Here is a 12,480-nt window from a genome sequence, read left to right on the forward strand (position 1 = left end):
TTTTAAAGAACGCGGGAGAAATACATAGCGTGAGACGGAGAATGAGCGTTTAAGGACTTGGCCAAGCCGTACCGGTAGCCGGCAACTGCGCCACGGTACCGTAGTGTTTAGGCTTCACGGAAGTCATCAATTGCTGATAAAACGCCATCAAGGTTTGCGGATTGCCATAGCGTCCGGCGATGGTGACGTATTCGTCCTGAATCTGCTCGCGGGCATCCTTCAAGGCATCCATCAGCAACTTGGCATAGGCATGGTCATTCATGTGTGCGGCGGTTTGCACGGCATTGAGTAAGTCGTTGACGATCAGCTGCGCCAATTCCAAAGCAATCACCGGCGCCGCTTCTTCGGCCCACAGTTTGGCGATGCCAGCGTCTTCCCGTGCCAGGTTGTGGATCATGCCGCCGATAGCATCCGGCACGGTTTGCATGAAGGCTTTTTCGCTGTCGGTGATTTGACCGCTGTTGGTTGAGAATTTGAAGATAAGGCCGTTGCCGGTATTGGCCGAACCCAACAGGATCTCCATCACCCGCTGCTTCAAACCCACCAGATTGACGTTCTGGACAATGGGTTTCAGACATTGATCGGCATCGTGTCCATCCGAACAGGTATACAGCCTGACGGTTTGATAACTGTTGCCGGCGTCGTTGCCGTACATCAAATCCTTGATCCGCAACACCGGCGGCGGTGCGCTGATGGCGTTGTTCTCGCCTTTGCCATCGGGCGCAGCTTGCGGCGCATCGACGATCACGGTGCCGGAAATACTCATCGCCGCTTCCAGTAAACTGTTGCCGCCGAAACGAAACCAACCGCCGGCGTTCTGATTGACCAAGGCCCGCCAGACCAGATTACCCTGAATGATCTTGGTCATATCCGTCGGGTCGTTCTGCTTGATCTGCTGTACCGGATCGCCCAAGGTGCTGGTATTGGTCCAGCTGGAAAACACATCCGAAATACCTTGGGTAAACGAGGCATTGGACAGATTGGTTTTACTTTGCAGATCGAAGGCTTTGACCGTATCGTTGACCAAACCCTGAGCCAACCTGCAGGAGTTGCTGAACATCTGGTTCATCTCCTGGATCTTCTTTTGCAGGTCGGTCATCACTGACGCACACCAGGGACACATTGCACCTACCGCTAGCTGAAATGCATACCCTGCGGCATTGCCGGCCACGTTGCGCAGCAATTGCACGAACTGGTTGAAGTTGATGAAACTGAAGCTGCCGGCAAACAAATCGATGCCTCCGCAGCCGGCGCTGAATGACGGCGGCACGAACGACACCAGATTGGTGTTGGTGATACCGTTCCGCGCCACCAAGCTGCCACCGGTAATCACGCCGCGGCGCTGTCCCAAATGCGCGGTGGGTGCCGTGAAGTTGGTCATGGTGCCGAACATGCTGTCCATTTCCTGTTGCAGGTCGGCATAAGCTGGTGTGGCACTCTCTACCAACAGGATCAAGACCACCACCTGGCGATAGCGTCGTGATAGCGAAAATGACGTCATGGCGTGCTCCCAAAATGTGCACTGCGTTGCAATGCCTGGATCAGTGACAGTGGATCTTGAGTGACCGCAGGGCTGATGCTACCGGTGGCCGGTAACAACATCGGCGTATTACGAATGCCCTGAGTGGTTTGGTATTGCGAGGCATCGATCCAACCGGCTTCCTTGGCGGCCAGTAGAATCCGACCGGTGATTTCTTCCAGCGACAATGCGCCTTGCGCCAACGGTACAATTTGCTTGGGCGGTTTCATCAGAAACAGCGCCGGGGTTTGCTCAACCCCCAACATCGCAGCCTGACCGTTATCACGTTTGAACTGGCTAAAAAAACCGTTCGGCATCGGCAAACCATCGAGCGACACGGGGTAGATTTTGAAACCGTAGGCGTTTTCCAGCATGGCCAAAATCGGTGCCTGGACGTGGCAATAAGGGCAATCGGAACGAAAGAAAAACAATAGGCCGGCTTGGGCGGCAATCGCTTTCAAAGCGCGCTCGGCCACCACGCCGGCCTGATGATTAGCTTCATTGGCCGCATAAGTTGCCACCGGCCGACGCACCGTTTCATCGAGTTGCGGATCGGACATCACCACGTAACGGGCCGCGTTGGTAAAACGCTCGGCTTTATCCATCATCACCCGCTGCAGGTAATAAAACGCCGCCACATTCTCGGGACTGGGATCGTCGATGGCCTGGTTCAAGTAATGTTCCAGGTTTTGCTTCAACCAGGCGGAGGACAGCGGTTGGGGTTCCGCAGAAGACTTGGCTTGTGTTTTGGGTTCAATGTCAGCTTGAACGACGCTGGGCGGTTTGATTTCAGGCTTGGGTTTTTCCTGATCCGCTTGAATTTCGGGTTGCGATTTTTTAACCGGCTCCGGCAGCACCTCATACCAAAACCAGCCGCGTTGCTTGTCTTCGAAATACGACGCAGCCGGCCTGTCGACATACGCATCCCTACAAACCGCCGATGTCGGCAGTAGCAGTACGAGCAAAAAGTGATATGGGGTTTGCCTTGGGTTCATACCCCAATTGTCTACGACACCCAAGACCTGGTCGTCATCGAAATCGCAATAATTTTGGCGATTTCGACAAAGCGGTCCAAAAAAATGCCACTGAGTGGCCTGTATCGACGAAACCGCCGAAATCATCCTCATTTCGCAACCGTACCACGCGCCCGAATCTCTACAATTCGGTTCGGAGTTCTGAAATGTGCTGCAAAAACCTAACAACGCCTGGAAGGCATGAACGCCATGCGCAATCGGACTTTGTGGATTAGGCACTGGCCATGACCACACACGGGAAAACCTATTCAGGGTTTTTGTTTAGAAGTCTGTATAGGTAAACACCATCGAAAATGTCGTGCCAGCAGGAACCGGCAAGCCCATGGCCTCCATGGGTTAAGGCGGGGCGTGTTGGTATTAGGTCGTTCCCTCGATTTTTGACGGTGCCGGAGGCATTGAATATTCATCATCAAGCTCACTAGGTTTTTTGCCGCGAAAAACCTGTGGTTAAGGATAGGTTTTTTACATGAATTCGTTAAATGCAGAGCACGATGAATCGGCATTAGTCGATGAACGCGTGATTGAGTGGCTGGAAGCCCAGGTTGAGAGTTTGCATGGCCAAGCCCGCATGCTGGTCGATGATTATTGGCGACGCGTTAACCTGGAACGCAAAATACATCCGGCATCGCTACGCGGCAGAATGGGGGTGCGCATCCGCCGCCGGGAAAGCGCTTATTCGTTCACCATCGAGTGGTTTCTGATCGCCTCGCTATCGATCGACGGCAAAACCAAACCGGTCACCCAGCACATCAAAAAGGGCAAAGGCTATCGCTATCCCTTGCAGCACATTCTGAAAAAAGAACCGGATTGGGAAGTCTCGCTTGTGGAGGAATTTGAAAACGAGTTTGTCGATCTACGCAAACAAATCGATTTATTGGGTAAGTTCCGCGATGCATTTCATCGCTGTCGGCAAAGTTTACGCGAAGGTCTGGACTGAAAGTTATCCACAGGGGCGTAGCCCCTTATTAAGATTAAAAAAAGATTATAAATAGATTAGCACCCGATTTTTCGAGTCGTTGAAAATCGCTGTAGTCCACGCCGAACATGGCTTGCAGCGATTCCAAAAAATTGACCGAGCGTTAGTCGAATGCCGTGTGTTTTGTCAGCCGAATGCCGTGCTTTGCGTTAGCCGAATGCCGTGGGGTGTCAGTCGAATGCCGTTACCTTGTTAGCCGAATGCCGTGCCTCTGTCAGTCGAATGCCGTGTGCCCGTCAGCCGAATGCCGTGTCGGGGCGGCATCGACCGGGCTAAAAGTGCGTCAGTCGAATGCCGTGCCTTTTTGTTCAGTGTTGATTGAGCTCAAGATGCCGTTTTTGCGTCGGCGTCGGTTGTTTTTTGACCTTGACGACATCCTCATCGATTTCAAAATTCTCCAAAGCACCGATCATGACCAAAGCTTGCAAGGCTTTTCGCATCCGTAGTTTGAAGTCGCGGGGGTTTTGGGTGCTACTGCCGCTAAGTTGGTAGAGCGTTTGCAGTTTCAACGGATACGGTGCGGCATGCGACGACAGGAAGCCATGCAGCCATAACGCCAGTGGATGTTTACGCAATTGCTGCCGCTGTTCGAATTCGATATGGGTGTATCCCTCTTCGAACAGTCGCAGCATCGATTCGGTCAGTTCCACCACATAGCGCTGAGTGAGTTCGTCGCGGTGGTAGCGCAGAAAACCTTTTTCACCAAACGTCTGCCGACCGTGGTAGGTGATTTCGACGAAGGCGCCGCCTAAACGCGCCATGGATTCCTTCAACCATTCGTGTTGACTTTTGCCGGTCGATCGGGCTAACGCCACCAGCAGCGCGTGCGCACTGAAGGTGACGCTAAAGCCCGGCAATTGCATTCTGGACAGATGCACGATCTGCATCCAGACGTCCAGATCGGACTGATTGAGCTGAACGCCCAGATAACGGACTTCGATGCCCTCGACTGCGGCCAACAAGGTGCGTTTTTTGTATGCAATTCGCTCATTACCCTGCACACCAGCAAACAACGCACTGCGCAAACAGGCATTCGGCGTGCCGCGCATACCGGCTGGCCAACTGGGAAGTGTCGCTAAAGGCTCCACGTGTCGGGGCTGGGCTTTCTTGCGTTCAGTCAATGACTGGAAGCGTTCGGTCAGATTGGTCAGTGAGGTGACGGTATTTTGAGTCATACCCACCTCACTTTTTCAAACTGCGGGGATCGCAGTGCGTGGCTGGCGAAGTCGCCGGCGGTGGGTTTTGTTGGAGCATCTGGCGCTCTACGTCGGTCAGGTCCAGTTGATGATGACAGTATTTGCGCCAAGCCCGTTCCAGGGTCATGGGATCGGGCGCTTCGGCGCTTTCATTTCTGACAGGTTCATCCAGGGAGGAATCCGTTATGGTTGACCCTACCGGATCATCGCGTCTGACCACATGTTCGATGGATGAGGTACACCATACCGAACCGCCCAAACGACTGGGCTGTCTAGCGTGGTCGAGGCGCCAGGCTAACTCGGCCGGTGGAACCAGCGATTCAATGACGGTTTCGCTGACCAGGTCAGACGGCGCGGGTAAGGTACTACAGCCCATACAGATCAGGATGGGAATTAGTGTGCTAACGGGGGTGTTTCGGATACTCATGTCGTCTCCAGTCGATTTTTGAAGACTCAACACAGTAAGCATTATTTTTTAGGGCTCATCTTCGAAATCGCGATAATTATTGCGATTTCGAAGATGACCTCGAAAAAAAGTTAGGCATGATGGGTCGCCATGAAAACCCATCACTCTTCATTTCGGATTCCTTGGCTGCAACGTTGGTTTGGCGCGAGTCAACCCGTACCTGTGCCTTGCCCGGCCATCCAGGAAGACGAGATTCCCCGTTACCCGCCCTTCATGAAGGGGCTGCCGGCCGCGCCGGTGGCACGCGTTCTCGGTACCCAAGCCGAACTGATTCAGACCATCGAACAGACCTTAGCGCTACCGGAGGCGCTGTTTCAAAGCATCGTATTGCCGGTGATCGCGCGTTATGCCGCCTTCAGTCATCTGCTGCCGGCATCGGAGTCGCATCATCATCGAGGGGCTGGCGGCTTGTTTCGACATGGGTTGGAGGTCGCGCACTGGGCCACGTTGGCTTCCAAAGACTGTCTGTTTGCCACCGATGCCACCCCTAAAGTCCGAAAATCCCTGGAACTGCGCTGGCGACTGGCTGTGTGTTTTGCCGGGTTGCTGCATGACATCGGCAAACCGGTATCCGACATGGCCGTGATCGACCAACAGGGCGAACACACGTGGAATCCTTGCGATGAAAACCTGACGGATTGGGCTAACCAGCATCACATCGAGCGTTATTTTTTGCGCTGGCGAGAGAATCGGCATAAACGTCATGAACAGTTTTCGGCCCTGGTCATCGAGCGGGTATTGACCCGCGAATCGCGTGCCTTCATTCTGGAGCCCGGCCCTGAGGTCATGCAAGCTTTGTTGGAAACCATCCATGGCCTGGATCGGGGCTCCAAATGCTATGCGCTGGTGATGGCCGCCGATTGCATGAGTGTGGAACGGGATTTGAAGGCCCACTACCACGGTTTGGAATCCGCGATGGGCATGCCGGTTGAACGCTACCTGTGTGATGCCATGCGCCGTTTGATTAAATCCGGTCAATGGCTGGCCAACGAAAAAGGTGCCAGGATTTGGCGATTCGAAGACGGTCTGTATATCGTCTGGCGCACCGCCGTTAAAGAAATCCTGAGCCTGCTGGACAAAGATCACATCCCCGGCATCCCGCGCGATGAAGATACCCTGGCGGATATTTTGATCGAACGCGGGCTCGCGATTCCAAAATCTCTACCCAACGGCGGACGGTTTCGTTATTGGCGCATGCAAACCGAGAGTCTGAATGGCAGCTTGTTCATGTTGCGCTTGGCCTCGATCGAGCTGGTATATAGCGGGGAACCGCCGGTCGCTGTGATCGGTGCCGAAGTGAAGGATGAGACCGAGTCACCTGCTGCTGATCAAATCCCGTTAGTCTCCCAGTCTACGAGCGAACCTAACGTCAAGGTCGGCAAGCGGCGAAAAGTGAAGGCGCATGATAACCCGGTCAAAATCACCGCGGACGAGCCCAAAAGTGAACACGTCGCTGAACCGATTTTACCCGCCGATTTAGCGGCAATTTTGGCCATGGATGCGCTGGCAGACAGTGGCAGTGGGTTGAGCGATCGAGAAGATGACGTCGTGAAGGATACGATTGGACAACACCTAAACGACACCGCCTCAAATGCACCAAGCAGCGACTCGACAGGCGTGATTGAAGTCGAGTCAGACTCCCTTGCACCGAACACTACTCAGCAAGATCAAAGTGACGTGGCCCGACACTGGCTGGCATCGCAAGGTCAAGCAGGGCACTGGCTGATTCAACTGGCCGCTATTGTCACAGCTGAACACTGGCGCTGGGGTACGGATATTTTGGAGGTGCAGCAACAGTGCTTGCTGAGTTTTCCGAAAACGCCGGATGCACTCAAGCTGGAAGCCCATCAGTTTATTCGCGTCCTTGAGGAAAAAGGCTGGTTGGTCACCGATGTGCTTTCGCCTATGCGTAAGGTCAGAGAGATCCAGCAGATCCGTGGCGTACATCTCGCTAGTGAACCAAGCGGGATGTTCAAACAGCTTTTGGCCAACACCACCATACCCGATGTCTATCGGCCTCAACCGATTGAATCAGAACTGTCAGTTCAGACACGGGAACAGAATGCCGAGCGCACGTCAAAAAACACTCCAAAGCCATCAGCGCTATCACCCAGTACGCCTGGAATTAGTCCGGAAATTCCTCTCGATGCAAAACCCTTGCCGGACAACGCCACACCCAAGTCTGCTTCAGTTGTACCCGACAACCCCGGGCACGTGACCGCCAAGCCTTCCAAAGCGAAATCGGACACGGGCGCCCACAAAAAGCAGCACTTCCGGCAAGCCATCAGACACTGGATGGACGAATTGCAACATGCACCCGCGCGAACGGCAGTGGCTGGAGATGACGCGGCATGGCTTGATGTGGACGAACAAGCCATAGCGAATTTTCTGAGTGACACACCCGGCTTGACCCGCACCCAGTTGATGCGTGAACTCGCCAGTCATGGTGATTTCCGAAGTGTCGGTACCTGTTTACAACTGCGTCGCACGCCATGAAATCCGATTATGACTACCAGTTTCCCTGGCGGCCGATCTTCGAGGTGTATGCCATCTCGGGTTGGTTAGGCGGTGCCGGATTGGCGCATTTCACCAGTCGTTGGTCTGGCTTGCCGCGCGAACCGTTCGATTGGTTGATGACGGCATGTGGTGTGATGGCGTGTTGGCGGTTGTCGCCGGCGTTGAGTCTCTGGTACCGTAAACGCCGGTTGCGCCAGTTTCGGTTCCAATACCTGGATGTTGAAAAGCTGGTAGCGATGGTGAAACAGCATCCAGAGGCCTTGTGGTTCGGCTGGGGTTTCGATTGGGTGCAAAAGCATGCCCAGTTGGCTTACGAGATCTTGAAACGCGATGTCTCGACGCTGATTCCCAGCGATCATCAGCGCATGGGCTCGGCCTGGATACACGGTCTGGAAGTCTCCGAAAGTGACATTCGTCAGCCCTTGCACCATACGGCCGGCCATACGCTGCTGGTCGGTACCACCGGTGCCGGCAAAACGCGCGCCTTTGACGTGTTGGTGACGCAAGCCGTGTTGCGCGGCGAGGCGGTGATCATCATCGATCCCAAAGGCGACAAGGACTTGATGGCCTGCGCCAAACGGGCCTGCGCCTTGGCCAAGCGTCCGGATCGCTTCGTGTATTTCCACCCGGCGTTTCCAGAAGACAGCGTGCGCCTTGATCCCTTGCACAATTTCAACCGGCCGTCGGAAATCGCCAGCCGCATCAGCGCCATTTCACCCAGCGAAAGCAGTAGCGACCCGTTCAAGGCGTTCGGTCAAAAATCACTGGATAACGTCATCCAAGGTTTGATGGTGATCGAGGAACGGCCAACCCTGGTCAAGCTGCGCCGTTACCTGGAAGGCGGTCCTTCGACGTTGGTGATTCAAGCTTTGGAACGCTATTTCGACAACAACCTGGGCCATTGGCGGCAAGAGGCGCGGCCTTACCTGAAGAATGCCAAGGACATCGATTCCAAAGCATTAGGCTTGGTGCGGTTTTATCGAGAGGTCGTGCAGTACCAATTGCCGAATCTGGATTTGGAAGGCTTGTTGTCCTTGTTCGAACACGACCGAGCCCACTTCAGCAAGATGGTCGCCTCCTTGATTCCAATCATGAACATGCTGACCTCGGGTTCGTTGGGGCCTTTGCTGTCACCGAATCCGCATGACGTAGATGATTTGCGTCCCATCACCAATACCGGCCACATCATCGAAAAGGCCCAGGTCGCTTACATTGGTCTGGACTCGTTATCGGACGGCATGGTGGGCAGTGCGATCGGTTCGATTCTGTTGGCCGACTTGGCGGCGGTTGCCGGCGACCGTTACAACTACGGTGTATCGGACCGACCGGTGAATGTGTTTGTCGACGAGGCGGCTGAAGTCATCAACGACCCTTTCATTCAGGTGTTGAACAAAGGCCGTGGCGCCAAGATTCGCCTATTCATCGCCACCCAAACCTTTGCCGACTTTGCCGCCCGCACGGGCTCACAGGATAAAGCCCGCCAGGTACTGGGTAACGTCAACAATCTGATTGCCCTGCGCATCATGGATAGCGAAACCCAGCAGTACATCACCGACAATCTGCCAAAAACCCGCTTGAAATACATCATGCGCACCCAAGGCGTGGCCACCAGTGCGACTAATCCTACGGTGTTTTCCGGTAATGTCGGTGAACGCCTGATGGAAGAAGAAGGTGATTTGTTTGCGCCCCAGCTATTAGGACAACTGCCGGACCTGCATTACATCGCCAAGTTATCTGGCGGCCGGATAGTCAAAGGTCGGTTGCCGATTCTGCATTCTGCACAAGACCGCCAAAGCGCCTGATCATGACGCGCAATCTGTTGTTCAGCCTGATGCTTTGGCTACTGGAAGTGATCCTGGTGGCCAGTTTTGTTTCCGACCGCTGGACGCGTGAGCTGCAGCTCGCCGAAGACCGGATGATGATCGGCTATTTTGGCGCCGATAAAGAATCTCAAATCAGCCACACCGCGCAACGCTGGTTTGACCGTTTGTTCGTCAGCACCGGTATCCGAGAAAGTGTGTTCCGCTACTTCATCCCGACCGAGCGCGAACGGCAGATGTCCAAAGGCTTCGAGGATGTGGGGCGCCACGATTTGTTTCCCTTTATCGAAAGCCGGCTCAACGTGCTGTGGGACACGATCTTTCAAATGATCAAGCGCCTGACTACAGCCAGCGTCTGGTTACCGTATCTGGCGGCTTCCTTGCTGCCGTTTGTCGTCGACGGACTAGTGCGGCGCAAGATCAGCCAAACCAATTTCGATTACCCTAGCCCCATGGCTCATCGCTACAGTCTTTATCTGATTTTGGGCGCGCTGTATCTATTGTTGGTCAGTTTGACCTTGCCGTTTCCGATTCCGCCGCAAGCCGTGCCAGTGGGCGTTTTTGTCGTGGCCTACGCCGTCAACGTGCTGCTGGCGAATACGCAAAAGCGGGTGTAGACATGCAAGCTTTCCGCACCAAAAAGGTTCATTTCAATCACGTTACCGTCTAACAGGGTGCCATATCCCTAGTAAACTCATAGATCTGATTCGAGTGCAGTTTTTCAAGATATGTTCGGTTTTTGCTGTGAATCTGTGTTATTGACGGGCTACTTCTTGCGTGGATCATCGTTAGGATTCGTATAAGTAATACCCCATGGTCCAGTGGCAATTAGTTGTACGATTGTTTCCTCATCAGTTGTCCAAACATAATGAGTATGACCAGCGGGTAGCACAAAGCTAGAACCAGTTTTAAGCATTTCACCCTTATTCGTATCGAAGATTTCACCCATGCCATTTCCCAATTCGCCGCGCAAGACTGTAATTGCTTCGGTAAATGGATGTATGTGTGGTGGAATTGGATAATTAGACGGAAATTTCAACCAAGCTATAAAAACTTCCGCTTTATTCGGGTCGCCAACAAGAACGACACTTTTAGCGCCTTTTGGAAGTATCGGTTCGTCATTCCAGTGGACCGTTTCAGGCGTAAACGATTCCATCTTAGCTGCACGCATGCGATCGATTTTATCCTGAGCAAATACGGAACCCGCGAAAGAAATAATCATTGCAGCCATCAATATTTTCATCTAGTTTCTCGTTTTTCTAGTTGTTTTTAACTACCGGATTACAGCGGATTTCTGAATTGTACTATTCACAAAACCCATATCAATACTCACAGAAGGGAGAAAATCACAGTCTATCAATGACAGACGGTACGATCAAATCAGTAGAGCCGGGTAAAAAATTTTTTGAGGGCAAAAGAACAATGAACAGTAATGATTCAGTTAAAGCGTTTGTCGCTCATCCAGACATGCAAAAGCGGCTTGCCAAACATTTGGTTTTGAAGTGTTTTCGAAACTCGGTGCTGGAAGATTTACACGCTGGCACCATTCCGTCGTCTAAGACAGGTGACTATAGCGATGTTTTCGTCCATACCCCATACGGTGACATTCCTTGGAACGATCTGTCCCGCATCGACAATGCGGAAATGAAAGTACTCATGACAGATGTGGTGAACAGGACATATCAGTTTATTCAAGATCTATTCGATGAAGAGCGCAGCGCTGATTTGTTTCTCAAATTAGCTGAAAAAGATTCGACCCCCACTTGGGATGATCCGAAATAGTCTGCAAAAAATGCTTTTCGGCAAACTAAATTTGACAGGAGTGAGCCGGCTAAAATCGCTGAAAATACTGTCCACCAGCGATTGCAAGCAGGACGCAACAACTGCGGAGATATGCAACATAGGAGATTTGTTGTATGACTCCCACTTCTGCTTTAGTTGCAATAACGCATTTTGGCGCGTAATTGTCCGAATTTCAGAAATTACGTTCAGGGCAGAGGTTTATAAGCCAGCAGTCCGGCCAGAGTTTCCAACAGTTCGTCACGGGGATGATTCCTGAGCCAGACTAGCGCGATTATCCGGCTAGGGCGTTGACGTATATTGATATATCGAATGTCCTTATCATCGGGTTGAACGGCGACGGATGGCATCAGCGTGACGCCGACATCGTTCTTGACCATGAAACGCAAGGTTTCCAGGCTGGACGCCCGGAAATCGTGTTCCACGAAGCGGGAAGGATTGCACAATTTCAACGCCTGATCCCGCAAACAATGGCCCTCATCAAGCAATAGCAGATTTTCCTTCGCCACCATACCTAAGTCCACCTCCTCCAAATCGGCAAGGGGATGGTCGGCGCATACCGCCAGTGTGAACGGGTCCTCGAATAACGTCCTTGACTCCAGGGCCCCATGTTCCATGGGTAAGGCCAGCAAGGCCGCGTCCAATTTTTTGTCGAGCAGCAAGGCAATGAGCGTATGCGTTTTTTCCTCGACCAGCTGTAATTTAAGATCCGGATAATGCTGTTTGATGCGAAACACATATTCCGGCAGCGCATAACTTGCTAGCGAAGGAAACGCTCCCAACGACAGCATGTTGCGATGCCGATCACTGGCGTGGGCGGCGATTTGCCGAATGGACTGAACATCGTCAAGAATTCTGTGCGCGATGGGTAAAATTTCGCGACAGGTTTCGGTAATCTCCACATTATTTTTCTCGCGCACGAACAAGTCCACGCCCAAATAATCCTCGAGCTTCTTGATTTGAGTGCTCAAGGTCGGTTGACCAATTGAGCATTGCTCGGCCGCCTGACTGAAGTTTCTTAATTCCGCTACCGCTACCAGATAGCTTAAATCGCGCAGGTTCATCGATGCTTTCACCGCTCTGTGGATTAGGACATCGCCTAGATGCCGGTCGACTAGGAATAATATCACCTTGCCACCGCAGCCCATTGAT

Annotated in this window: 11 protein-coding genes; 5 read left to right on the plus strand and 6 right to left on the minus strand. The window is 52.9% G+C overall.

Translation table 11 applies throughout. From position 1 onward, the window contains the following. Window positions 1-49: 49 nt before the first annotated feature. Both QLH52_RS01120 and traF read right to left on the minus strand, forming a co-directional pair. Window positions 50-1,501 carry a conjugal transfer protein TraH gene (locus QLH52_RS01120; protein ID WP_319960280.1) on the minus strand — a complete coding sequence of 484 codons (1,452 nt, stop codon included), beginning with the start codon at window positions 1,499-1,501 and terminating at the stop codon, window positions 50-52. Continuing rightward, on the minus strand, window positions 1,498-2,640 hold the full coding sequence (traF, locus tag QLH52_RS01125) for a conjugal transfer protein TraF (protein WP_319960281.1): 1,143 nt from the start codon (window positions 2,638-2,640) through the stop codon (window positions 1,498-1,500). The genes QLH52_RS01120 and traF overlap by 4 nt, the downstream gene beginning before the upstream one ends. Before the next feature lie 379 nt (window positions 2,641-3,019). Here traF and mobI point away from each other — a divergent pair, with 379 nt between their 5' ends. Then, window positions 3,020-3,490 (plus strand): conjugative transfer protein MobI(A/C), encoded by a 471-nt coding sequence (gene mobI, locus QLH52_RS01130; protein WP_319960282.1) that lies wholly within the window; start codon window positions 3,020-3,022, stop codon window positions 3,488-3,490. 347 nt (window positions 3,491-3,837) lie between these two features. Here mobI and trfA read toward each other — a convergent pair whose 3' ends face one another. Together trfA and QLH52_RS01140 are read right to left on the minus strand one after the other, a co-directional pair. Continuing rightward, window positions 3,838-4,704 (minus strand): plasmid replication initiator TrfA, encoded by an 867-nt coding sequence (trfA, locus tag QLH52_RS01135; protein WP_319960283.1) that lies wholly within the window; start codon window positions 4,702-4,704, stop codon window positions 3,838-3,840. 7 nt (window positions 4,705-4,711) lie between these two features. After that, the gene (locus tag QLH52_RS01140) at window positions 4,712-5,152 is read right to left on the minus strand and encodes a hypothetical protein (RefSeq protein WP_319960284.1); all 441 of its coding nucleotides are present in this window, start codon (window positions 5,150-5,152) and stop codon (window positions 4,712-4,714) included. A gap of 129 nt (window positions 5,153-5,281) precedes the next feature. On the opposite strand from QLH52_RS01140, the gene mobH reads away from it, so the two are divergent. Genes mobH through QLH52_RS01155 form a run of 3 tightly spaced genes read left to right on the plus strand, consistent with a single transcriptional unit; the run spans window position 5,282 to window position 10,145 of the window. Further along, on the plus strand, window positions 5,282-7,687 hold the full coding sequence (gene mobH, locus QLH52_RS01145; protein WP_319960285.1) for a MobH family relaxase: 2,406 nt from the start codon (window positions 5,282-5,284) through the stop codon (window positions 7,685-7,687). Continuing rightward, entirely contained in the window at window positions 7,684-9,510 is a 1,827-nt protein-coding gene (gene traD, locus QLH52_RS01150) for a conjugative transfer system coupling protein TraD (RefSeq protein WP_319960286.1), read from the plus strand. Before mobH ends, traD begins: the two co-directional genes overlap by 4 nt. A gap of 2 nt (window positions 9,511-9,512) precedes the next feature. Next, window positions 9,513-10,145, plus strand: coding sequence for an IncC plasmid conjugative DNA transfer DtrJ family protein (locus QLH52_RS01155; RefSeq protein ID WP_319960287.1), 633 nt, complete (start codon window positions 9,513-9,515; stop codon window positions 10,143-10,145). A 149-nt stretch (window positions 10,146-10,294) separates the two neighbouring features. On the opposite strand, the gene QLH52_RS01160 is transcribed toward QLH52_RS01155, so the two are convergent. Beyond that, window positions 10,295-10,771: a cupin domain-containing protein gene (locus tag QLH52_RS01160; protein WP_319960288.1), complete on the minus strand. Its 477-nt coding sequence runs from the start codon at window positions 10,769-10,771 to the stop codon at window positions 10,295-10,297. A gap of 116 nt (window positions 10,772-10,887) precedes the next feature. On the opposite strand from QLH52_RS01160, the gene QLH52_RS01165 reads away from it, so the two are divergent. Continuing rightward, on the plus strand, window positions 10,888-11,310 hold the full coding sequence (locus QLH52_RS01165; protein ID WP_319960289.1) for a hypothetical protein: 423 nt from the start codon (window positions 10,888-10,890) through the stop codon (window positions 11,308-11,310). Window positions 11,311-11,516: 206 nt separating this feature from the next. Here QLH52_RS01165 and QLH52_RS01170 read toward each other — a convergent pair whose 3' ends face one another. Next, complete coding sequence (locus tag QLH52_RS01170) at window positions 11,517-12,392, minus strand: LysR substrate-binding domain-containing protein (protein ID WP_319960290.1); 876 nt, start codon at window positions 12,390-12,392, stop codon at window positions 11,517-11,519. Window positions 12,393-12,480 lie beyond the last annotated feature (88 nt).

It is taken from the genome of Methylomonas defluvii, assembly GCF_033949435.1.
Taxonomy (GTDB): Bacteria; Pseudomonadota; Gammaproteobacteria; order Methylococcales; family Methylomonadaceae; genus Methylomonas; species Methylomonas defluvii.